The organism is Arthrobacter sp. SDTb3-6 (genome assembly GCF_013376095.1).
Classification (GTDB): domain Bacteria; phylum Actinomycetota; class Actinomycetes; order Actinomycetales; family Micrococcaceae; genus Specibacter.
Genome location: NZ_JAAMFN010000050.1, coordinates 1 through 22441, shown reverse-complemented (window position 1 = coordinate 22441; position 22441 = coordinate 1). Strand labels below are relative to the sequence as shown.

Annotated in this window: 18 protein-coding genes; 13 read left to right on the top strand and 5 right to left on the bottom strand. The window is 66.7% G+C overall.

Annotation, left to right across the window (positions count from 1 at the left end):
• Positions 1-209 precede the first annotated feature (209 nt).
• The 4 genes from dnaE to nrdR all read left to right on the top strand — a co-directional run bounded on the left by dnaE (position 210) and on the right by nrdR (position 6272).
• Positions 210-3776: a DNA polymerase III subunit alpha gene (gene dnaE, locus G6035_RS17560; protein ID WP_176618399.1), complete on the top strand. Its 3567-nt coding sequence runs from the start codon at positions 210-212 to the stop codon at positions 3774-3776.
• On the top strand, positions 3761-4285 hold the full coding sequence (locus G6035_RS17555; RefSeq protein ID WP_176618398.1) for a hypothetical protein: 525 nt from the start codon (positions 3761-3763) through the stop codon (positions 4283-4285). The genes dnaE and G6035_RS17555 overlap by 16 nt, the downstream gene beginning before the upstream one ends.
• Before the next feature lie 120 nt (positions 4286-4405).
• Positions 4406-5704, top strand: coding sequence for a histidinol dehydrogenase (hisD, locus tag G6035_RS17550; RefSeq protein WP_176618400.1), 1299 nt, complete (start codon positions 4406-4408; stop codon positions 5702-5704).
• 91 nt (positions 5705-5795) lie between these two features.
• Positions 5796-6272 (top strand): transcriptional regulator NrdR, encoded by a 477-nt coding sequence (nrdR, locus tag G6035_RS17545; RefSeq protein ID WP_176618397.1) that lies wholly within the window; start codon positions 5796-5798, stop codon positions 6270-6272.
• 28 nt (positions 6273-6300) lie between these two features.
• Here the strand turns inward: nrdR and ppgK are convergent, their stop codons facing one another.
• Entirely contained in the window at positions 6301-7095 is a 795-nt protein-coding gene (gene ppgK / locus G6035_RS17540) for a polyphosphate--glucose phosphotransferase (protein ID WP_176618396.1), read from the bottom strand.
• Between the two features lie 60 nt (positions 7096-7155).
• The gene (map, locus tag G6035_RS17535) at positions 7156-8034 is read right to left on the bottom strand and encodes a type I methionyl aminopeptidase (protein WP_176618395.1); all 879 of its coding nucleotides are present in this window, start codon (positions 8032-8034) and stop codon (positions 7156-7158) included.
• An 82-nt stretch (positions 8035-8116) separates the two neighbouring features.
• Between map and G6035_RS17530 the strand changes: the two genes are divergently transcribed.
• Both G6035_RS17530 and G6035_RS17525 read left to right on the top strand, forming a co-directional pair.
• Positions 8117-8281 carry an SPOR domain-containing protein gene (locus G6035_RS17530; protein WP_176618394.1) on the top strand — a complete coding sequence of 55 codons (165 nt, stop codon included), beginning with the start codon at positions 8117-8119 and terminating at the stop codon, positions 8279-8281.
• A gap of 7 nt (positions 8282-8288) precedes the next feature.
• Positions 8289-9317: an SGNH/GDSL hydrolase family protein gene (locus G6035_RS17525; protein WP_176618393.1), complete on the top strand. Its 1029-nt coding sequence runs from the start codon at positions 8289-8291 to the stop codon at positions 9315-9317.
• A 22-nt stretch (positions 9318-9339) separates the two neighbouring features.
• Here G6035_RS17525 and panB read toward each other — a convergent pair whose 3' ends face one another.
• Positions 9340-10248, bottom strand: a complete 909-nt coding sequence (gene panB, locus G6035_RS17520; RefSeq protein WP_176618392.1) for a 3-methyl-2-oxobutanoate hydroxymethyltransferase — start codon at positions 10246-10248, stop codon at positions 9340-9342.
• A gap of 166 nt (positions 10249-10414) precedes the next feature.
• On the opposite strand from panB, the gene G6035_RS17515 reads away from it, so the two are divergent.
• From G6035_RS17515 to G6035_RS17490, 6 genes are all read left to right on the top strand, one after another.
• The gene (locus G6035_RS17515) at positions 10415-11755 is read left to right on the top strand and encodes a glutamine synthetase family protein (RefSeq protein ID WP_176618391.1); all 1341 of its coding nucleotides are present in this window, start codon (positions 10415-10417) and stop codon (positions 11753-11755) included.
• Positions 11756-11763: 8 nt separating this feature from the next.
• On the top strand, positions 11764-14802 hold the full coding sequence (locus G6035_RS17510; RefSeq protein WP_176618390.1) for a bifunctional [glutamine synthetase] adenylyltransferase/[glutamine synthetase]-adenylyl-L-tyrosine phosphorylase: 3039 nt from the start codon (positions 11764-11766) through the stop codon (positions 14800-14802).
• Positions 14803-15281: 479 nt separating this feature from the next.
• The gene (locus G6035_RS17505) at positions 15282-15467 is read left to right on the top strand and encodes a hypothetical protein (RefSeq protein WP_176618389.1); all 186 of its coding nucleotides are present in this window, start codon (positions 15282-15284) and stop codon (positions 15465-15467) included.
• Positions 15468-16060: 593 nt separating this feature from the next.
• Complete coding sequence (locus tag G6035_RS17500) at positions 16061-17575, top strand: amino acid ABC transporter substrate-binding protein/permease (protein WP_256128088.1); 1515 nt, start codon at positions 16061-16063, stop codon at positions 17573-17575.
• Positions 17572-18324: an amino acid ABC transporter ATP-binding protein gene (locus G6035_RS17495; protein ID WP_176618387.1), complete on the top strand. Its 753-nt coding sequence runs from the start codon at positions 17572-17574 to the stop codon at positions 18322-18324. Before G6035_RS17500 ends, G6035_RS17495 begins: the two co-directional genes overlap by 4 nt.
• Before the next feature lie 89 nt (positions 18325-18413).
• Positions 18414-19325: a glutaminase gene (locus tag G6035_RS17490; protein WP_176618386.1), complete on the top strand. Its 912-nt coding sequence runs from the start codon at positions 18414-18416 to the stop codon at positions 19323-19325.
• Positions 19326-19434: 109 nt separating this feature from the next.
• Here the strand turns inward: G6035_RS17490 and glnA are convergent, their stop codons facing one another.
• Positions 19435-20859: a type I glutamate--ammonia ligase gene (glnA, locus tag G6035_RS17485; protein ID WP_176618385.1), complete on the bottom strand. Its 1425-nt coding sequence runs from the start codon at positions 20857-20859 to the stop codon at positions 19435-19437.
• A gap of 171 nt (positions 20860-21030) precedes the next feature.
• On the opposite strand from glnA, the gene G6035_RS17480 reads away from it, so the two are divergent.
• Positions 21031-21468, top strand: a complete 438-nt coding sequence (locus tag G6035_RS17480; protein WP_176618384.1) for an RDD family protein — start codon at positions 21031-21033, stop codon at positions 21466-21468.
• A 100-nt stretch (positions 21469-21568) separates the two neighbouring features.
• On the opposite strand, the gene G6035_RS17475 is transcribed toward G6035_RS17480, so the two are convergent.
• Positions 21569-22336 (bottom strand): DUF4191 domain-containing protein, encoded by a 768-nt coding sequence (locus tag G6035_RS17475; RefSeq protein ID WP_176618383.1) that lies wholly within the window; start codon positions 22334-22336, stop codon positions 21569-21571.
• Positions 22337-22441 lie beyond the last annotated feature (105 nt).

Below are 22441 nucleotides of genomic sequence, written 5' to 3'. Positions count from 1 at the left end.
CGCAACCGGGGCGTTTTGTCGTGACGCTCCTGCGGGCGCGGGGCGTTCTTGGCCCCTTGTTGGAGCAATAGGAGTTCCAACGGGGCATAGCTACGCCGCTTTGTGCGGGAGGGTTTGTGGGTTTGGCCCCGGTTGTGCGGGAGGGTTTGTGGGGCAGGGGCAGCCGCTGGGCGGGTGTGTCAAGGCGGGGCGGCACGTAGGATGGTGGGGTGGCTTCCTCATCGACCGACAGTTTTGTCCATCTTCACACGCACACCGAATACTCCATGCTCGACGGCGCCGCCCGCCTGACGGAATTGTTCGAGGAAACCAACCGGCTGGGCATGCCGGCGCTGGCCACCACAGACCACGGCTACCTGTTCGGCGCGTTCGACTTCTGGAAGAAGGCCACGGACGCCGGGGTGCGGCCCATCATCGGCGTCGAGGCCTATGTGACCCCCGGCACGGCGCGGACCGACAAGACGCGCGTGAAGTGGCGCACGGATGAAAGCCAAAAGCGCGACGACGTCTCCGGCGGCGGCGCCTACACGCACATGACGCTGCTCAGCTACAACAACCAGGGCATGCGCAACCTGTTCCGGGCCTCCTCGATCGGATCGCTGGACTCCGTGTTCGGCAAGTACCCGCGGCTGGACCGGGAACTGCTCAATGAATACCATCCGGGCCTGATTGCCACCACCGGGTGCCCCTCCGGCGAGGTCCAGACGAAGCTGAGGCTGGGCCAATACAACGAGGCCAAGGCCGCCGCAGCCGAATTCCAGGACATCTTCGGCAAGGAGAACTATTTCTGCGAGCTCATGGACCACGGGCTGGACATAGAGCGCCGTGTCACCAAGGACCTGCTGAAGCTGGCCAAGGAACTGGACATCCCGCTCGTCGCCACGAACGACCTCCACTACACGCACGAACACGATGCCAAGGCCCACGAGGCCCTCCTGGCGCTGCAGTCCGGCTCCACCCTGCTGGAGCCCTCCTACGACCAGGGCGGTTCCCGCTTCGCCTTCAACGGCAGCGGCTATTACCTGAAGTCGCCGGCGGAAATGCGGGCTCTCTTCTCCGAGCTGCCGTCGGCCTGCGACAACACGCTGCTCATTGCCGAACGTTGCGAAGTCTCGTTCAACACCGACGCCAACTACATGCCGAAGTTCCCCTGCCCGCCCGGCGACGACGAGACGTCGTGGTTGGTCAAGGAGGTCGACGCGGGGCTGAAATACAGGTACCCGAACGGCGTTCCCGACGACGTCCGGGCCCGTGCCGACTACGAGCTCGAGGTCATCATCAAGATGGGCTTCCCCGGTTACTTCCTGGTGGTGGCCGACTTCATCAACTGGTCGAAGGACCACGGCATCCGGGTGGGCCCGGGCCGCGGCTCCGGTGCCGGTTCCATGGTGGCCTACGCCATGCGCATCACCGACCTGGACCCGCTCCGGCACGGATTGATCTTTGAGCGCTTCCTGAACCCGGAACGCGTCTCCATGCCTGACTTTGACGTCGACTTCGATGACCGCCGCCGCCATGAGGTCATCAAGTACGTGACCGAAAAATATGGCGACGAGCGCGTGGCCATGATTGTCACCTATGGCAGCATCAAGACCAAGCAGGCCCTGAAGGACTCCTCCCGCGTCCTGGGCTACCCGTTCAGCATGGGCGAGTCCCTGACCAAGGCGCTGCCGCCGGCCGTCATGGCCAAGGACATTTCGCTGGCCGACATTGAGGACCCCAAAGCCAAGCGCTACGGCGAGGCGGGGGACTTCAGGCAGCTGCTGCAGAGCGATCCGGAGGCCGCCAAGGTCTTTGAGACAGCCAAGGGCCTGGAAGGGCTCAAGCGCCAGTGGGGGGTGCACGCGGCGGGCGTGATCATGTCCTCGGACCCCATCATCGACGTCATCCCGATCATGCGCCGTTTCCAGGACGGGCAGGTCATCACCCAGTTTGACTACCCGACCGCCGAGGGCCTGGGCCTGATCAAGATGGACTTCTTGGGGCTGCGGAACCTCACGATCATCACGGACGCGCTGGAGAACATCAAGGCCAACCAGGACATCGACCTGGACCTGGAGCACCTGGAACTGGACGACGCCGAGTCCTACGAACTCATGGCGCGCGGTGACACGCTGGGCGTTTTCCAGCTCGACGGCGGTCCCATGCGCGGGCTCCTCAAGCTCATGCGCCCGGACAACTTTGAGGACATTTCCGCCGTCCTGGCCCTGTACCGGCCCGGCCCCATGGGCGCCGATTCGCACACCAACTATGCACTTCGCAAGAACGGCCTGCAGCCCATCACCCCGATCCACCCCGAGCTGGAGGAACCGCTGGCGGAAATCCTGGGCGGCACCTATGGGCTGATCGTCTACCAGGAGCAGGTGATGTCCATTGCGCAGAAGCTCGCCGGCTACTCGCTGGGCCGGGCCGACATCCTGCGCCGTGCCATGGGCAAGAAGAAGAAGTCGGAACTGGACAAGCAGTACGCCGGCTTCCACCAGGGCATGCTGGACAACGGCTATTCCGACGCGGCAGTGACCACCCTGTGGGACATCCTGCTGCCGTTCTCCGACTACGCGTTCAACAAGGCCCACTCGGCGGCCTACGGCGTGGTCAGCTACTGGACGGCCTACCTCAAGGCCCACTTCCCGGCCGAATACATGGCCGCGCTGCTCACCAGCGTTGGCGACGACAAGGACAAGCTGGCCCTCTACCTGAACGAATGCCGCCACATGGGCATCACGGTCCTGGCCCCGGACGTCAACGAATCGGCGCTGAACTTCACCCCTGTGGGCAAGGACATCCGCTTCGGCATGGGCGCCATCCGCAACGTGGGCGCCAACGTGGTCAACGGCCTGGTCGAATCCCGCACCGAAAAGGGCCACTTCGAGAATTTCTCCGACTTCCTCATGAAAGTCCCGGCCGTGGTCTGCAACAAGCGCACCATTGAGTCCCTGATCAAGGCCGGTGCCTTCGACTCGCTGGGGCACCCGCGACGGGCGCTGGCCATGATCCATGAAGAGGCCATCGACTCCGTCATCACGCTCAAGCGCAACGAGGCCGTGGGCCAGTTCGACCTCTTCGCCGGCCTCGGCGGGGACGCGGAACCCGAATCGGCCCTCGTCACCGACATCCCGGACCTGCCCGAGTGGGAGAAGAAGGACAAGCTCGCCTTTGAACGCGACATGCTCGGCCTGTACGTTTCGGACCATCCGCTGCAGGGCCTGGAAGGGATCCTGAGCCAAAACGCGGACATGTCGATCACCCAGGTGCTTTCCGACGACGGCCCTGCGGACGGGCACATCATCACCATCTCCGGCATGATCACCAGCCTGCAGCGGCGCATCGCCAAGAGCAGCGGCAACCCCTACGCGCGCTGCGAGGTGGAGGACCTGGGCGGGTCCGTGGAGGTCATGTTCTTCGGCCAGGTGTACGGCCCCATTGCCAATGTCCTCGCCGAGGACCTGATCGTGGTCATCAAGGGCCGGCTGCAAAAGCGCGACGACGGCGCCATCACCCTCAACGCCATGGAACTCTCGGTGCCGGACCTCAGCGAGGGGCTCGCGGGCCCGCTGGTCCTCCACCTGCCCGAGCACAAGGCCACCGAGCCGGTGCTGCTGGCCCTCAAGGACGTCCTGGGCACCCACCGGGGCAACACCGAGGTCAAGATGCACCTCAGCGGAACCCGCAGCATCAAGGTCATGAAGCTGCCCCTGCACCACCGGGTCAACCCGACCCCCGCGCTCTTTGGCGACCTCAAGGTCCTGTTGGGTCCGGCATGTCTGGAAGGCTGAACGTGGAGGTGCGGCGCAGTTCCCGGCGTACCACGGCTCCGGCCCGTCCGGGCTGGCTGCGGTGGCTTGCCCTCTCCATGGCCGCCGGCATCGTGGCGGGAATCGTATGGTGGCTCGCCGCTCCCGGCGGAGCCTTTTACGGCCAGGGGAAGGATTACACCGTCTGGCCGGGCCGTGACCTGGTCCTGGCGGGCGTGTGCGTACTGTGTGGCCTCCTTGCGGGCATGCTGCTGGCCCGCCACGCCGCCCGGTACGGGACGGGCGCAGCCGCACGTTTCCTGGCGGTGCTGGCGGGAGGGCTGCTCGGCTCGGTCCTGGCCTGGCGGGTCGGTGTCTTTGCGGGGGACCTCTTCCAGACGCCGCCGGACAACATGCCCAGCCCCAGCATGGTCTTCTCGCTGCGGTCGCCCTCGGTCCTGCTGCTGTGGCCCCTGGCAGCCTCCGCCGTGGTGTTCGTTTACGCGTTCCTCGCCTACACCTTTGTGCCACAGCCCCGCACCACCCGGTAAACTTGCCGTGTGAGCATCCCTGAAACCCCCGTGTCCAATCCCTCCGACGCCGCGGCGGCAACCGCCCCGGGGAGCGGCGCCCGTTTCACCTTTTCCCGCACCGACCTGCGCGGGCAGACCATGACCCTGACCGGGCTCAAGGGCGCCGTCCCGCGCGCAGCAGCCGCCACCGCCGCCACGGCCGAGGACGCCGTCTCCGGCATCATCGCCGACGTGCGCACCCGCGGTTTTGCGGCCCTGTCCGAGCTGGCTGAAAAGTTCGACGGCGTGGAGCAGGCCCACCCGCGCGTCCCCGCCGCGGCGCTGCGCGAAGCCCTGGAAAAGCTGGACCCCGCCGTGCGTGCGGCCCTGGAGGAGTCCATTGCCCGGGCCCGGGCCTTTGCCGCCGTCCAGCGCCCGGCCGACGTCGACCATCCCGTCGCCGACGGCGCCGTCGTCTCCCAGCACTGGATCCCGGTGCGACGCGTCGGGCTGTATGTTCCCGGCGGCCTGGCGGCCTACCCGTCCTCGGTCGTCATGAACGTGGTCCCCGCCCTCGCTGCCGGCGTTGGATCCGTGGCGCTGGCGTCACCGCCGCAAAAGGAATTTGGCGGCCTGCCGGACCTGACTGTCCTGGCCGCCGCAGCCCTGCTGGGCATTGAGGAGGTCTATGCCATGGGCGGGGCGCAGGCCATTGCCGCGTTCGCCTACGGCATCCCGGCCGGCGCCACGGCCCAGGGCGGCGGTGACGCCCTGGAGCCTGTCGACGTGGTCACGGGACCCGGGAACATCTTCGTGGCCACCGCCAAGAGGCTGGTCAAGGGCGTGGTGGGGATCGACGCCGAGGCAGGGGCCACGGAGATTGCCGTGCTGGCCGACCACACGGCCAACCCGGCGTATGTTGCGGCGGACCTGATCAGCCAGGCCGAGCACGACCCCAACGCGGCCTCCGTCCTGGTGACCACCTCCACGGAGCTGGCGGACGCCGTCGACCGTGAACTGGCAGTCCAGGTGGCCCGGACGGGGCACCGGGAACGTGTGGAGACGGCGCTATCCGGGCCGCAGTCGGGCACCGTCCTCGTGGACGACATCGCCCAGGGTGTTGCCGTGTGCAATGCCTACGCGGCCGAGCACCTCGAGGTCGTGACCGAGGACGCGGCGGGCGTGGCTGCGCGGATCACCAACGCCGGTGCCGTTTTTGTGGGGGACTACAGCCCCGTGAGCCTGGGCGACTACTGTGCCGGGTCCAACCACGTGCTGCCGACCAGCGGCACGGCGGCCTTTTCCTCCGGCCTGAACGTCACCACGTTCCTGCGCGCCGTCCAGTTCATCAACTACAACAAGGCGGCCCTGGGCCAGGTGGCCGGGCACGTCGTGGCGCTGGCGCAGGCCGAGGGCCTGCCCGCGCACGGCGACGCCGTCTCGGCACGCTTCGCCTGAGACGGCAAACCACTACATATGGTACTTACGCGATTGTAATTTCCCCATATGTAGCCATAGACTGACAGCAATTGTTCTTGGAGGGAGCCGGATGTACTGCCCGTTCTGCCGCAATCCCGACTCGCGCGTGGTTGACTCGCGCGTGTCCGACGACGGGTCCTCCATCCGCCGCAGGCGCCAGTGCACCGAGTGCGGGCGCCGCTTCAGCACAGTGGAAACGGCCAGCCTGTCGGTGACCAAACGCTCCGGCGTGGCCGAACCCTTCAGCCGCAGCAAGGTCATCAGCGGCGTGCGCAAGGCCTGCCAGGGCCGTCCCGTCACGGACGACGACCTGGCCTTGCTGGCACAGGAGGTCGAGGAATCCATCCGGGCCAGCGGCGCCGCCGAAATTGACGCGCACGACGTCGGCCTGGCCATCCTGGCACCGCTGCAGCGCCTGGACCTGGTGGCCTACCTGCGCTTTGCCAGCGTCTACCAGGCCTTCGAGTCCCTGGACGATTTTGAAAAGTCCATCGAGGCGTTGCGCCGCGAATATCCGGCGGGCCGGCCGGGGTCGCTGAACCCCTAGGCCGGGCCGCCGGACCCGCGACCCCGGGCTACTTGGTGATCTTGAAGTGGACGGCCGCCTGCAAGGCGCCGCCCACAATGCCCGCGTTGTTCGCCAGCTCCGCGGGGATGATCTTGGTGCGCAGCTTCAGGGCCGGCAGGTAGTCCTCGCTGCGCTTGGAGATCCCGCCGCCGACGATGAACAGTTCGGGGGAGAAGAGGAATTCGACGTGGGAGAAGTAGCGCTGCAGCCGCACGGCGTATTCCTCCCAGCTCAGGCCGTCGCGTTCACGGGCGCTGGCCGAGGCCCGTGATTCAGCGTCAAAGCCGTCAATTTCCAGGTGGCCCAGCTCCGCATTGGGAATGAGCCGGCCGTCGTTGATGAAGGCGGAGCCGATGCCGGTGCCGAGGGTGATGACCAGGACGGTGCCCTTGACACCCTTGCCGGCGCCGTAGCGGGCCTCGGCCAGGCCGGCGGCGTCGGCGTCGTTCATCACCTGGACGTCGCGGCCCAGCTCATCGGTGAAAATCTTGTCCACGTCCGCGTCAATCCAGGACTTGTCCACGTTCGCGGCGGAGCGGGCAATGCCCTGGCTGATGATGGCCGGGAAGGTGATGCCCACCGGCGCGTCGGCGGCCGGGGCATGCTTGCGGGTCATGAGTTCGTCCACGATCTCCTTGACCACCTTGGCGACGGCCTGCGGGGTGGACGGTTGGGGCGTGTCGATCCGGTAGCGGTCGCCCTCCATCTCGCCGGTTTCCAGGCGGACGATCCCGCCCTTGATGCCGGTGCCGCCAATGTCAATGCCGATGACGGTTTCCGTGGACGAGTGCTTCTTGGACATGCAGGGCTCCAGACGTGTAAGTGGCAGGTTCTCGCGGGGACTGGCTCGGGCGGGAAAGGCTCAGGGCAGGGTCAGGACCTCGGCGCCCGAGCCGGTGACCACCAGGGTGTGCTCGAACTGGGCGGTGCGCTTGCGGTCCCGGGTGACCACCGTCCAGTCGTCGTTCCACATGTCCCACTCGATGCCGCCCAGGGTCAGCATAGGTTCGATGGTAAACACCATGCCTTCCTTCAGCACAGTGTTGTAGGCCGGCGCGGCGTCATAATGCGGAATAATCAGGCCGGTGTGGAAGGCCTCCCCGACGCCGTGGCCGGTAAAGTCCCGCACCACCCCGTAGCCGAAGCGCTTGGCGTAGGCGGAAATGGCGCGGCCGATGACGTTGATCTCCCGGCCGGGCGCCACGGCCCGGATGGCGCGGTTGAGGGATTCCCGGGTCCGCTCCACCAGCAGGCGTGACTCCTCGTCGACGTCGCCCACCGTGAACGTCCAGTTGGTGTCGCCGTGGACGCCGTTCTTGTACGCCGTGATGTCGATGTTGATGATGTCCCCGTCCTGGACCACCGTGCTGTCCGGGATGCCGTGGCAGATGACCTCGTTGAGCGAGGAACACAGCGACTTGGGGAAGCCGCGGTAGCCCAGCGTGGACGGGTAGGCCTGGTGGTCCAGCAAAAATTCGTGGCCCACGCGGTCCAGCTGGTCCGTGGTGACGCCGGGGACAATGTGCCGGCCCACCTCAACGATGGCCTGCGCGGCGATCTTGGAGGAGATGCGGATTTTCTCCAGCGTCCCGGCGTCCTTGACTTCGGAGCCGGTAAACGGCGCCGGACCTGCCTTGCCCACATATTCGGGCCGGGCGATGGAGGCGGGGACAGGCAGCTGCGGGCTGACGGTGCCCTGGACCAGGGTGCCAAGGGGTGCGGTGGCGGCAGTGGAAGACATGGACCCATCCTATAAGTTTTGCTGCACGGCCGTGGCGCCGGGCCTATGATGGCAACAACCGTCCCGCCGCACTGGAGGAAAAATGCCGCAGTATTGGTACAACGTCAACACGCACAAGGTGGAACAGGATGCGCAGTCCGGCTGGAAGGAACTGATCGGCCCCTATCCCACGCGGGAGGAGGCCGAGGCGGCCCTGGCCAAGGTCCACCAGCGCAACGAGGAGTGGGAAGCCCGGGACGAGGACTGAGCCTGCCGTGAAGCAGCCAGTCGATGCGGGCCCCGGGGCCCTGGCCGGCCGGAACCCGGCCGGACAGTCCCTTCTTCGCCGCGCCGGAAGGACGGCGGCCATCGCCTGCGGGGCCGTGGCCGGGCTGGCTGTGCTCACGGTCCTAGAGGGACTGCTGGCCTATGAACGGCTGGCCCTGAAGGAACGCGTGGACGCCGTTCCCGCCACCGGATATTTTGGCCGGCACGACGACGGCCGGGAACCGTTGCGCCTGGCGCTGCTGGGCGATTCGCTCGCCGTGGGCTACGGCGCCGCCGTGCCGGAAGGCTCGGTCGGCTACATGCTGGCCGACGGCCTGGCCGCAGCCACCGGCCGCCCCGTCACCCTGGACAACGTGGCGCTCATCGGGGCGACCTCCGAGGACCTGGTGCTCCAGGTGGCCGCCCTTGATGCCCGGGGGCTGCGCCCCGACGTCGCGGTCATCATTGTTGGCGGCAACGACATCTTGCACCTGCGCAACTTCAGCCGCTCGCTGGCCGCCCTGGCCGAGACGGTCCGGGCCCTGCGGCGGCGCGGCAGCCAGGTGGTCCTCGCTTCCTGCCCGGACCTGGGGACCGTCTCGGTGTTCCTGCAGCCGCTGCGCTTCAGCGCGCACTGGATGAGCCTGATGCTGGCCACCGGACAGACCATTGTGGTGCTGCGCAATGGCGGGCGGACCGTCTCCCTGGCGGACCTCCTGGGACCGATCTTCCGGCGCAAGCCCAAGCAGATGTTCTCAACCGACCGCCTGCACCCGTCCGCCCACGGCTATGCGCAGGCGGCCATGGTGATGCTGCCCAGTGTGGTGGCTGCTGCCGGCTACAACAACGGCGGCCTGGCCGGTGTCCCGCACCGGGTCTACCGGAAGGGGCGCCGGAGGCCCCTGGCCTGGTTTGCCTTCCGGGCCTCGCGGCGCTCGGGGACGGAAGTGCGGCTCGTCTCGGGCCGGCGGGGACGCGACATTTCCGTCCGGCACGTCCCGCATGTCCGCCGGAAGGCCGGCCCCGGCCGGGCGTGAACCTGCGCGGGTCCCGGGAGGGCTAAAAAGTGTGCTCCGGGCCGGGGAACGCGCCGGAGCGCACGTCGTCGCCGTACGCGTGGGCGGCGTCGGCCAGCACGGTGCGCAGCTGGGCGTACTGCTTGACGAACTTGGCGATCCTGCCGGTGCGCAGCCCGGCCATGTCCTGCCACACCAGTACCTGGCCGGTGGTGCCGTTCCCGGCCCCGATGCCCACGGTCGGCACGTCAACGGCGGCCTCCACGGCGGCGGCCGTGTCGGCCGGGACCATTTCCATCAGCACACAGAACGCGCCCGCCCGGGCCAGGGCAACGGCGTCGTCCACCATGGCACGGGCGGCGTCACCGCGCCCCTGGACCCGGTAGCCGCCCAGCATGTGCTCGCTTTGCGGTGTGAAGCCGATGTGCGCCATGACGGGGACGCCGGCCTGGGTCAGCGCCCGGACGGTGGGGGCGTAGTAGGCGCCGCCTTCCATCTTGACGGCATGGACCAGGCCCTCCTTCATGAGCCGCACGGAGGAGGCGATGGCCTGTGCGGGGGATTGTTCGTAGCTGCCAAAGGGGAGGTCGGCCACCACCAGGGCGCGCTTGGCGCCGGCGGTGACGGCGCGGGAAAAGATGATCATTTCATCGAGCGTGATGGGCAGGGAGGTCTCATTGCCCAGGACGTTGTTGGAGGCCGAATCGCCCACCAGCAGCACTTCGATGCCGGCTTCGTCGAAGATCTGGGCCGTGTACTGGTCATAGGCGGTGAGCATGGCGAACTTTTCGCCGTTGCGCTTGGCCGCCTGCAAATGGTGGGTGCGGACGCGGGCCGCCGTCGCGGGAATGGCCCGGCCATAGGGTGCGGCCACTTCGGCGGGGACGGGCGCCTCCGCGGCGGACGATGCAGGGGCGGACAGGGCAGGCTCTGGGGTGCTTGTTGAAGGCATGCCTAGAGCTTATTACGAGTCGGTTCACAAGTTCTTGTCCTGGCACCCGGGAGTACTGAGTAGAGTATGACTCGAAGGCCCGAGGTGGTGGCGCCAGCCATGGATGCCGGGTTCCTGCACAGGGCTTCAGCCATCCGCGGTGAATGAAAAGGAAGTGAGGGCCATAGTGGACCGTCAACAGGAATTTGTGTTGCGCACCATCGAAGAACGGGACGTCCGTTTTGTCCGGATGTGGTTCACCGACGTGGTGGGCAGCCTGAAGTCGGTGGCGCTGGCCCCGGCTGAGGTTGAAGGCGCGTTTACCGAAGGCCTGGGCTTCGACGGTTCAAGCATTGAGGGCCTCTCGCGCGTGTTTGAGTCCGACATGTTGGCCCAGCCGGACCCGTCCACCTTCCAGATCCTGCCCTGGCGCGGGACCACCGAGCAGACGTCGCGCATGTTCTGCGACATCCTCACGCCCGACGGCGAACCCTCCGCCGCTGATCCCCGCAACGTGCTCAAGCGCACCCTGGCCAGGGCCGCCGACATGGGATTCACGTGCTACACGCACCCCGAGATCGAGTTTTACCTGCTCAAGAGTGACAGGCCCGGCCCGGACGGGATCCCCATTCCCGTCGACCAGGCCGGCTACTTTGACCACGTGCCCGGCGGGGTGGCCCAGGACTTCCGCCGTACGGCCGTGACGATGCTCGAGGACGTCGGCATTTCGGTGGAGTTCAGCCACCACGAGGGCGGACCGGGCCAGAACGAGATCGACCTGCGCTACGCCGACGCGCTGGCCACGGCGGACAACATCATGACGTTCCGCACGGTCATCCGCGAAGTGGCCATCCAGCAGGGCACCTATGCCACGTTCATGCCCAAGCCGTTCTCACAGCATCCCGGCTCCGGCATGCACACCCACTTCTCCCTGTTCGAGGGGGACACCAACGCGTTCCATGAGCCCGGGGCCGAGTACCAGCTGTCCAAGACGGCCCGCCAGTTCATGGCCGGCATCCTGCGCCACGCACCGGAATTCACGGCCGTCACCAACCAGTTCGTGAACTCCTACAAGCGCCTCTGGGGCGGGGGAGAGGCGCCCAGCTACGTCTCCTGGGGCCACAACAACCGCTCGGCGCTGATGCGCGTGCCGCTGTACAAGCCCGGCAAGGGCCAGGCCTCGCGGCTGGAATACCGCGGGATCGACTCGGCAGCGAACCCGTACCTGGCGTATGCGGTGCTGCTGGGGGCCGGGCTGAAGGGAATTGAGGAAGGCTACGAGCTGCCGCCGGCGGCCGTGGAGGACGTCAGCGCCCTGACCACCGCCGAACGCCGCGCCCTGGGCCACCATCCGCTGCCGTCCAGCCTGCACGACGCCGTGCGTCAGATGGAGGAATCCGAGCTCATGCCCGAGATCCTCGGCGAACAGGTCTTTGACCACTTCCTGCGCAACAAGCGCGACGAATGGCAGGACTACCGCCTCCAGGTCACCCCGTACGAGATCGACCGCTACCTGGGGGTGCTTTAGGCCCACCCATGAGTTCCCTGACGCGCACCTTGATCACCCTGGGCTTCTCCGACCTGGAAAAGAGCGAGAGGTTCCTGGGTTTCCGGGAACTTGCCGACATCGACCGGGACGAACTGCTCACGGCACTGAAATCCGCCAACGACCCGGACCTGGCCCTGCAATCCCTGGTGCGGCTGCTCAGCGCCGTGCCGGCCGCCCGCGGCAGGCTCACCGCCGTCGACCCCGAAACGGGCGCGGCCGTGCCCAACGAGGCGCTGTTCCGGCTGCTGGGTGCCTCGGAGGCCCTGGTGGACTTCCTGATCCGCCACCCTGAACACCTTGACGTCCTGGACACGCCGGCATCCCCGGAGCCGGCAGCGGTTCCGCAGGGCGTGCTGCGTGACTCGCTCCTGTCCTCGGTGTGCGCTTCCCCCGGGGCGGCCGTTCCCGTGGCGGGGCTGACCGGCACGGAGGCAAGGATCGCGCTGCGGACCCAGTACCGGCGGCACTTGGTGGAACTGGCCATCCGGGACCTTTGCGCCGCCTCGCCGCAGGACGTCATGCCGATGGTGGGGGCCGAACTTGCGGACCTGGCCGCAGCCGCGCTGGAGGCCGCCCTGGCCGTGGCACGGGCCGAGCTCGCAGCGCAATTCCCGGCCGGGGACGTTGCCGCCGTCAAGTTTGCCGTCATCGGCATGGGCAAGTGCGGTGCCCGCGAACTGAACTACATTTCCGACGTCGACGTCATGTACGTGATCGAGGTGGACGGTGCCGGGCTGCCGGATGAGGTGCAGGCCGTCACTGTGGGCAGTGCGCTGGCCTCTGCCGTGTCGCAAACCATCTACGCCCCGGAACGTGAGCCGGGGCTGTGGGAAGTGGACGCCAACCTGCGCCCGGAGGGCAAGGACGGGCCCCTCGTGCGCACGCTGGGATCCTACCTGAGCTATTACCAGCGCTGGGCGGCCGACTGGGAGTTCCAGGCACTGTTGAAGGCGCGGGCGATGGCCGGCGACCAGGAGCTGGGTGAACGGTTCGAACACGCCGTGGCGCCACTGATCTGGACCTCCTCGGAACGGGAGGGGTTTGTGGCCTCCGTGCAGGCCATGCGCCGGCGCGTGACCGCCAACATCCGCGACTCCGAGGCCGGCCGGCAGATCAAGCTGGGCAAGGGCGGGCTGCGCGACGTTGAATTCACGGTCCAGCTCCTGCAGCTGGTCCACGCCAAGAACGACGTTTCCCTGCAGCAGCGGGGGACAACCGCGGCCATCCAGGCCCTGACGGCGGCCGGCTACATCGGCCGAACCGACGCCGCCAAGCTGGATGCCGCATACCGCTACCTGAGGGTGCTGGAGCACCGGATCCAGCTGGTCCACATGCGCCGGACCCACCTGATGCCCACCGCACCGGACCAGCTGCGCGCCCTGGCGCGCGCCGTGGCAGGCCCCATGAACCTCAAGCGGCCCAGTGCCGAATCCCTAATGGAAGACTGGGGCCGGGTCAAGCGGCAGGTCCATGCGCTGTACGAACACATTTTTTACCGTCCCATCCTGGCCTCGGCCGCGCACCTGAGCGCTGCGGATGCCGCCCTGACCACCGACACCGCCCGGGCCCGCCTGGCCGCGCTGGGCTACCGCGACGCCGTCGGCGCCCAGCGCCACATCGAGGCCCTCACGGCCGGGGTGAGCCGCCGGGCGGCCCTCCAGCGCCAGCTGCTGCCGGTGCTGCTGGGGTGGCTGGCGGACGGCGTCGACCCCGATTCCGGGCTCCTGGCCTTCCGCCGGGTCAGTGAGGCGCTGGGGACTTCCCACTGGTATCTGGGGATGCTGCGCGACCACCAGGCGGCTGCCGAGCGGCTGTGCCATGTCCTCTCCAGCTCCCGGCTCGTGACCGACCTGCTGGAGGTTTCCCCCGAAGCCACGGCCTGGTTCGGCAATGACAAGGAACTTCGCCCGGTGGCGTTTGAGGCCCAGTGGGCTGAAATCCAATCCAAGATGTCGCGGCACCCGGAACCCGCCGAGGCCATCCGGCTGATCCGCCTGATCCGCCAGCGCGAGGTCCTGCGCACGGCCATCGCAGACTGTTCCGGGCTCCTGTCCCAGGACCAGGTCTCGAAGGCGCTCAGTGACGCGGACCGGGCGGCGGTGCTCGGGGCGCTGCTTGTGGCCGAGGCCGACGTCCAGGCAGGTGCGCCCGCCCTGACCCGGGTCCTGGTGGTGGCCATGGGCCGGCAGGGCGGACGCGAGATCGGCTACGGATCCGACGCCGACGTCATGTTTGTCCACCGGCCCGTGGACGGCGCCGACGAGGTGCAGGCCCAGGCGCAGGCCAAGGACGTCGTGGCGAAACTGACGTCCATGCTCACCCAGCCCGTCCGCCCTGCCATCATGGCCGAGCGGGTGCTGAGCATTGACGCGGACCTGCGTCCCGAGGGCAAGAACGGGCCGCTGGTGCGTTCCCTCGAGGCGTACCGCGAGTACTATGCCAGATGGTCCTCACCCTGGGAGGCGCAGGCGCTGCTCCGGGCCCGGCCGATGGCCGGCAGCGACGAACTGGCCGCCGACTTCATCGCCATGATTGACCCGGTCAGGTACCCGGCGGCGCTGGGGGAGACCGAACTGCGTGAGATCAAGCGCCTGAAGGCCCGCATGGAATCGGAGCGGCTGCCCCGCGGCGCCGACCCGGCACGGCACGTGAAGCTGGGCCGCGGCGGCCTGAGCGATGTTGAATGGCTGGTGCAGCTGTGGCAGCTGCAAAATGCGCACGCCGAAGCGTCCCTGCGGACCACTCAGACCATCGGGGCGCTCCATGCCGCCCTTGCGCTGGGGATTGTTGACCGGGAGGACGCCGGCGTCCTCGAAGGCGCCTGGCGGCTGGCCGGCAAGATCCGCAACGCCAATGTCATTTGGAGCGGCAAGCCCTCGGACGTGTTGCCGTCCGCCCGCGGGGACCTGGAGGCCGTGGCCCGGTGGTGCGGCTACGAACCTGGCAATGCGGCCGCCTTCGAGGAGGACTACCTGGGTCTCACACGTCGGGCCCGGGCCGTCTTTGAGCGCCTCTTCTACGGATAGCGGGCGCCGGGCGGCTTCCGGTGATGGCCGGATGTTGGGCCCGGCTGCTGCCCGTTATGGCCCGTTGTAACGCTGGCACCAACTTGGGTGGTTTAATGTTGGACATTTTGGGTGCGGGTGGCTGACACTGTAAGTGACAAGCGCATACTTCCAAAAGTTATGCCTGCCAAGGGTAATCCTTCCTGGGGGAGGGCCTTGGGGCCGTCCGGCCGGTCGCACGTACTACCATTCGAGGGGTCTTCCATGCTAAGAAGTCAAGCGGTTAAACGACCACGGGTCGGCAGGATTGCGGTGCTGGGTGCGCTGCTGACCGCCGCGGCCATGTTGTTTGGATTTGGCGCGGCTTCAGCTGCCACTGCCCCACAGGCTGCCATGAACGTCTCCCGCACGGAGGTTGCCCCGGCTGCCGCGGTCTCACAGGGTCAGTGGATTTGGCCGTATTCAATCACGGAGTCGGGTTCGACGGCGTTGGCGGGTCAGTGGATCTGGCCGTATTCGGCGAAGGGTTCGACGGCGTTGGCGGGTCAGTGGATCTGGCCGTATTCGGCGAAGGGTTCGACGGCGTTGGCGGGTCAGTGGATCTGGCCGTACTCGGCGAAGGGTTCGACCACAACGCAGGCGTAAGCCACAACAAGGTTCCGGCCCCTACGGCCGGGCAAAAATAAATCCTTTCGAACCACAGGAAATGCGGGACTGGCCGGAGATCCGGCCGGACCCGCATTTTCCTTGTCCGCTGCAGGGAGTGGCAACCGGACAGATTCACGGCAGCTTTTTTGTCGATCGTGCTCCCGCTGGGCGACGTGCGCCACACTAATGTTGATGGCAGCGGGCCGGCCAGGTCCACCCGGCCCCGCCCCACACCGCCGTGGGCAGGCGGGGATTGTACAAAGGAGTCAAAGGAGACCCCGCCATGTCCCAGCTGCTGAGCACTGAAGCCCCCCGCACGCAACACGCCCGCCGGCCGGATCCGGTGACGGCGCCGGCCCCGTTTGCCGCTGCCGAAAGCACCCCCGGGCAGGTCCCGGCCACCACGCGCGGTACGGTCCCCTGCGACACTGAATGCCCCTACTGCGCGGGACCCGAAACCGACTGAAAGCGGCGCCCGCCGCCATTTCGCATAGAATCTATCCCTGACACCTGCGCCGGCGCAGCCCCTGGCCCAAGGGCGCAGCCTTTGGCATGCCCCAAAACACAGGCTGACCCCTGCCTGTGACACGCCGCGCGGGCCCCACCACAACGAAGGATGGATGCAAAAACCTTGAAAACCTACCGGTTGGCCACCCGACGCGGAAGGGCTGCGCTCGGCGCGGCACTGACCGTCCTGGCCCTGTTCCTGGGCGCCGCCTCGGCGTCCGCAGCCGTGCTCCCGGCACCCGCCACCGCGCCCCAGGCCGCTCCTGCATCCGCCCCCGCGGCGGCAACGGACGCCAAGGGCAAGACCTTTGCCATCGCTACGGACACCACGTTTGCACCGTTTGAATTCCGCAACGGCAGTGGCGACCTGGTCGGCATCGACATGGACCTGCTGCGGGCCATCGCCGCCAACCAGGGCTTCACTGTGGACATCAAGTCCCTCGGCTTTGACGCGGCCCTGCAGGCACTGCAGTCGAACCAGGTGCAGGGCGTGATCGCCGGCATGTCCATCACGGACAAGCGCAAGCTCATCTTTGACTTCTCCGACCCGTACTTCGACTCCGGCGTCCAGATGGCCGTGGCCAAGAACGACGACACCGTGAAGGACTACGCGGCGCTGAAGGGCAAGACGGTTTCCGTCAAGCGAGGCAGCGAGGGCGAAACGTTCGCCAACTCCATCAAGGACAAGTACGGCTTCACCGTCAAGTCCCTGGCCGACTCCGCGACCATGTACGACGACGTCAAGGCCGGCAACTCCGTGGCAGTATTTGACGACTACCCGGTCCTCGCCTACGGTGTCAGCCAGAACAACGGGCTGAAGATCGTCACACCCAAGGAACGCGGAAGCTCCTACGGTTTCGCCGTCAACAAGGGCCAAGACGCCGATCTCCTGGCGGCCTTCGATGCGGGACTGGCCAATTTGAAAGCCAATGGCGAGTACCAAAAGATCCTCGACAAATACCTGGCGGCACCGGAAACCGTGAAGCAGACCGGCTTTGTTGACCTGCTGGTGAACAGCTTCCCGGCGCTCATGAAGGGCCTGGGCATGACGCTGCTGGCCACGGCGCTCTCCCTCGTCATCGCCCTGGTCCTGGGCGTCCTGTTCGGCTTCTTCAAGGTCGGGGAGAACAAGATCCTGCGCGTCATCGCCAGCATCTACGTGGAAATCTTCCGCGGCACCCCGCTGCTGGTCCAGGCCTTCTTCTTTTACTTCGGCCTGCCCCAGCTCACCGGACAGCCGCTGAATGTGCTGACGGCCGGCGTCATCACGCTGAGCCTGAACGCCGGGGCGTACATGACCGAAATCGTCCGTGGCGGCATCCAGTCCGTGGACCCGGGCCAGCTGGAAGCCAGCCGCAGCCTGGGCCTGGGCTACGTCACCTCCATGCGCCGCGTGGTGGTGCCGCAGGCCATCAAGATCATGACGCCGTCGTTCATCAACCAGTTCGTCATCACCTTGAAGGACACCTCGCTGCTGGCCGTCATCGGTTTTGCGGAACTGACCTACCAGGGACAGCAGATCTACGCGTCCAACTTCCGCACCGGTGAAACGCTGATCATTGTGGCGGCCCTGTACTTTATCGTGATCTTCATCTTGACCCAGTTTTCCAACGCCCTGGACAGGAAGTTCAACAAATGACCGCCACCACGCATGCAAAGAGCGCAAAGATCAGCGTCCGGGACCTGAAAAAGTCTTTCGGCGCCAACGAGGTCCTCAAGGGCATCGACGTGGATGTTGCCGAGGGGGAGGTGGTCTGCGTGATCGGCCCGTCCGGTTCAGGCAAGTCAACGTTCCTGCGCTGCCTGAACAAGCTCGAAGACATCACGGCCGGCACCGTCACGGTGGACGGCTTCGACCTCACGGACCCCAAGGTGGACCTGAACGCCGTCCGCCAGCACATCGGCATGGTGTTCCAGCACTTCAACCTCTTCCCGCACATGAGCGTCATCCAAAACATCATGCTGGCCCCGGTTGAGCTGAAAAAGCTGGACAAGGCCGCCGCCCGGGCCAAGGGCATGGAGCTGTTGCAGCGCGTGGGGCTTGCCGAAAAGGCCGACGCGCGTCCGGCGTCGCTCTCCGGCGGCCAAAAGCAGCGCGTGGCCATCGCCCGTGCGCTGGCCATGAACCCCGGCATCATGCTCTTTGACGAGGCCACCAGCGCCCTGGACCCCGAAATGGTCGGGGAAGTGCTCCAGGTGATCCGCGACCTCGCCGCCGAGGGCATGACCATGGTGGTGGTCACGCACGAGATGGGCTTCGCCCGGGAAGTGGCCGACCGCGTCATCTTCATGGACGCCGGCGTCATCTGCGAGGAGGGTGCGCCGGAGGCAATCTTCTCCCGTGCCGAGCAGCCGCGCCTGCAGGACTTCCTGGCCAAGGTCCTTTAGCGGAACCCGCGGGGCGGCCGGCCGGCCGCCCCGCCATCCTGCCGCCGTCGGCGTTCGACGGCGGCACAACTGTGTGAGGAGGCAGCCGCATGGAGCTGCAAGGGGTTGTCGAGGAGATCGTCCACGATGTCCAGCCGCTGCTGGGACAGGGCGCCGTGGCGTCCTATATCCCGAGCCTGGGCAGCGTGCCGCCGGGGAATTTCGGCATGTGCGTGGCCATGTCCGACGGCCCGGTCTACGGTGCCGGGCACTGGCGGGAGCCGTTTTCGATCCAAAGCATCTCCAAGGTGTTCTCCCTGGCGCTGGTCATGTCCTACGACTACGACTCCATTTGGCGGCGCGTGTTCCGTGAGCCGTCCGGCACGCCCTTCAACTCGATGCTCCAGCTTGAGGCGGACAACGGCATCCCGCGCAACCCGTTCATCAATGCGGGGGCCATCGTGGTCACCGACAGGCTGCTGACCCTGACCGGCGACGCCGCCCGCTCCGTCCGCGGATTGCTGCGCAAGGAGTCCGGCAACCCTGCCATCGCCTTCGACGACGCCGTGGCCGCTTCCGAGGCGCAGCACGGGCACCGGAATTCAGCCATGGCCCACCTGCTGGCCAGCTATGGCAACCTGGAAAACCCGGTGGAGGACGTCCTCGACAACTACTTCCACCAATGCGCCCTCCGGATGTCCTGTGAGGACCTGGCCGTGGCGTCCCGTTTCCTGGCCCGCCACGGCGTCTCGGCCGGCGGCACGCCGTTCCTGAGCCCCAACCAGAGCAAGCGGGTCAATGCGGTCATGCTGACCTGCGGGACGTATGATGCCGCCGGCGAATTTGCCTACCGGGTGGGCCTGCCCGGCAAAAGCGGCGTGGGCGGGGGCATCGTGGCCATAGTCCCGGGCCGCTGCGCCGTCACCGTCTGGGGCCCCGCATTGGGTCCCAACGGCAACTCGGTGGCCGGCATCGCCGCCCTCGACGCCTTCTCCACGCGCACCGGCTGGTCCATTTTCTGACCCGTCCGCCGCCGGCCCTTAAACGGTGACGGCGTGCCATGCCGGCGGGGGCGTATGAAAGTTCACACGCCCCCGCCGGCATGGCACGCCGTCGAAAGCAGCCCGGGGCCTAGCAGCCGTAGTAGAGCTCGAACTCGTACGGGTTCGGGCGCAGCTGCAGGGGCTTGATCTCGTATTCGCGCTTGTATTCGATCCAGGTGTCGATCAGGTCCTGGGTGAACACGCCGCCGGCCTGCAGGAACTCGTTGTCGTCCTCGAGGGCGAGCAGCGCCTCCTCGAGCGACTCGGGGGCCTTGGGGATGTCCTTGGCCTCCTCGGGGGGCAGCTCGTACAGGTCCTTGTCGATGGGAGCCGGGGGTTCGATCCGGTTCTTGATGCCGTCAAGGCCCGCCATCAGCTGGGCGGAGAACGCCAGGTACGGGTTGGAGGAGGGGTCCGGTGCGCGGAACTCCAGGCGCTTGGCCTTCGGGTTGGAGCCGGTGATGGGGATGCGGATGCCGGCGGAGCGGTTGCCCTGCGAGTACACCATGTTGACGGGGGCCTCGAAGCCCTTGACCAGGCGGCGGTAGGAGTTCACCGTCGGGTTGGTGAAGGCGAGCACGGCGGAGGAGTGCTTGAGCAGGCCGCCGATGTACCAGCGGGCGAGGTCGGACAGGCCGGCGTAGCCCTTTTCGTCGTAGAACAGGGGGGCGCCGTTGCTCCACAGCGACTGGTGGCAGTGCATGCCCGAGCCGTTGTCGCCGAAGACCGGCTTGGGCATGAACGTCACGGACTTCCCCCAGGCCCAGGCGGTGTTCTTGATGACGTACTTGAACTTCTGCAGGTCGTCCGCGGAGTGGACCAGGGTGTTGAACGTGTAGTTGATTTCCGCCTGGCCGGGAGCGCCCACCTCGTGGTGGGAGCGCTCAACAGCGAGGCCGGCGTTGTCCAGCTCGATGCACATGGCATCGCGGAGGTCGGCCTGGTGGTCAATCGGTGCCACCGGGAAGTAGCCGCCCTTGACGGGCGTCTTGTAGCCGAGGTTGCCGCCGTCTTCGGCGCGGCCCGTGTTCCAGTTGGCCTCTTCGGAATCAATCTTGTAGAAGGAGCCTTGGGGGGAGGATTCGTACTGGACGTTGTCGAACACGAAGAACTCGGCTTCGGCGCCGAAGAAGGCCGTGTCGGCAATGCCGGTCGAGGCAAGGTAGGCCTCGGCCTTTTCGGCCACGCCGCGGGGGTCGCGGTGGTAGGGGTCACCGGTGCGGGGGTTCACGATGGAAAAGTTCAGGGCCAAGGTCTTTTCCTTGCGGAACGTGTCCACAAAGGCGGTCTTCGGGTCCGGGATGAGCTGCATGTCGGACTCGGCGATGCCCTGGAATCCGCGGATGGACGAGCCGTCGAACAGCTGGCCATGGACAAAGAAATCAAGGTCCACCGTCTTTGCCGGCACGTTGAAGTGCTGCTGGACACCGGGCAGGTCGGTGAATCGGATGTCGATGAACTTCACATCTTCATCCTTGATGAACTGGAGGACTTCTTCCGCGTTCTTGAACATCTACGCTCCTTGGCGTTCTGGATTCCGGCCGATCGGGTTCGGCCATGGGTGCTTTACGCAACTAACAAAAGGCTATGTCTGGGCCATTACTCAAGGGTGTCAGAAATGTTTCCGGCACGTTACGACCACCCCCGTGGGGACGGATTGGTCCGCCGCCGGTAGGCTGGAGGGGTGGTAAATCGTAAAGACATCGGGTCCTGGCTCAGTGGGCCTGACACCTCCAATATATCCAAATACCCGGGCGAACGGTTGGGACTGCCCGAATCCGGGCGTGGTTCGATGGCCCGTTCGGGACGCAGGATCCTGGCGATCTGCATCGACTGGGGCCTGTGCTACTTGATTGCAGCCGCCTTTTTCCACAGCAATTCAACTGCCGTTCTCGGCATTTTTGCCGTGGAACAAATGGTGCTCGTGGGCACGCTGGGCTACAGCGTGGGCCACCGGATCATGGGGATTCAGGTCCAGAGGCTCGACGGCGGCCCGGCCGGCCTGCTCGCAGGCGTGGGCCGCGCCGTGCTCCTGTGCCTGGTGATACCGGCCGTGATCACCGACGCCGACCACCGGGGCCTGCATGACCGTGCCATGAAAACCATCCTGGTCCGCCGTTAGGGCGGCCGGCACAAACAACAACCCAAAAAAGCAGTGCCCGGCGGAATATCCGCCGGGCACTGCTTGTACCTTGGCGCCGTCTCCGGCGGAAATCCCTGGCCTAGCGCCCGCGTGCGGACTTCCGGTCCGGGCGTGCCTTGTACGGGTCGATGCCCTTGGGGATGGGCAGCTTGTTGCCCATGGAGCTGATGCGCTTGTTGACGGCACTGACCTCAACCTTGGTCAGCTCGCCCTTGAGCTTGTTCATCTTCTTCGTCAGCTTCGCGATCGGCACCTGCCCCTCGCCGTTGCCCGTTTCAATCACCGTGACGGCGACGTTGGGCAGGATGCGCCCCAGCCGGCGCCGTTCGGCGTCCACCAGGCCCTTGATGCGCGTGGAGGGCCCCTCGGTCACCAGCACAATGCCGGCCTTGCCGATGGCACGGAACACCACGTCCTGGGTCCGCGGGTTCACGGCGGCGGGCTGTTCTTCAAAGATCCAGCCCTTCTTCAGGGAGCTCAGGGCCGCACCTGCAGCGCCGGGCTTGCCTTCGATCTGGGCGTAGGCGGCACGTTCGGCGCGGCGTGACATGAGCAGCAGCGCGGCCAGCAGGCCCAGCGGGATGCCGACCAGCAGGCCGTTGATCCAGGAGTGCGGCGGGATCAGCAGCGCCACCACCAGGGAGATGACGATCAGGCCCAGGAATGCGCCAAGCATGACCCAGGTGACCATGGGATCGTGGCGGCGCGTCATCTTGAAGATGTCCACCATTTGCTTGAGGCGGCCGGGCTTCTTTTCCTTCTTGGCGCCGCCCTTGGCGGCGCGGTTGAAGAGGGAGCGCTTCGGCTTGTCGGCGGCGGCGTGTGCTGAGTCAGTGGATTTGGCCATAGTAAGTCAATTCTAGCGGGTATTGGGTGCGTTCGGTGCGCAAAGGGGCCGCCGGGCTGCCCGAGGGCTGCCCGGCGGATTCCGGCGTGCGGTTAGCGTGCGGCG

Excerpts from the sequence above, each read along its gene's own strand:
- glnA (WP_176618385.1), bottom strand. The coding sequence starts at position 20,859 with ATGTTCAAGAACGCGGAAGAAGTCCTCCAGTTCATCAAGGATGAAGAT.
- G6035_RS17555 (WP_176618398.1), top strand. The coding sequence starts at position 3,761 with ATGTCTGGAAGGCTGAACGTGGAGGTGCGGCGCAGTTCCCGGCGTACC.
- G6035_RS17475 (WP_176618383.1), bottom strand. The coding sequence starts at position 22,336 with ATGGCCAAATCCACTGACTCAGCACACGCCGCCGCCGACAAGCCGAAG.
- panB (WP_176618392.1), bottom strand. The coding sequence starts at position 10,248 with ATGCCTTCAACAAGCACCCCAGAGCCTGCCCTGTCCGCCCCTGCATCG.
- G6035_RS17510 (WP_176618390.1), top strand. The coding sequence starts at position 11,764 with ATGAGTTCCCTGACGCGCACCTTGATCACCCTGGGCTTCTCCGACCTG.
- G6035_RS17490 (WP_176618386.1), top strand. The coding sequence starts at position 18,414 with ATGGAGCTGCAAGGGGTTGTCGAGGAGATCGTCCACGATGTCCAGCCG.
- nrdR (WP_176618397.1), top strand. The coding sequence starts at position 5,796 with ATGTACTGCCCGTTCTGCCGCAATCCCGACTCGCGCGTGGTTGACTCG.
- hisD (WP_176618400.1), top strand. The coding sequence starts at position 4,406 with ATGACCCTGACCGGGCTCAAGGGCGCCGTCCCGCGCGCAGCAGCCGCC.
- ppgK (WP_176618396.1), bottom strand. The coding sequence starts at position 7,095 with ATGTCCAAGAAGCACTCGTCCACGGAAACCGTCATCGGCATTGACATT.
- map (WP_176618395.1), bottom strand. The coding sequence starts at position 8,034 with ATGTCTTCCACTGCCGCCACCGCACCCCTTGGCACCCTGGTCCAGGGC.
- G6035_RS17495 (WP_176618387.1), top strand. The coding sequence starts at position 17,572 with ATGACCGCCACCACGCATGCAAAGAGCGCAAAGATCAGCGTCCGGGAC.
- G6035_RS17530 (WP_176618394.1), top strand. The coding sequence starts at position 8,117 with ATGCCGCAGTATTGGTACAACGTCAACACGCACAAGGTGGAACAGGAT.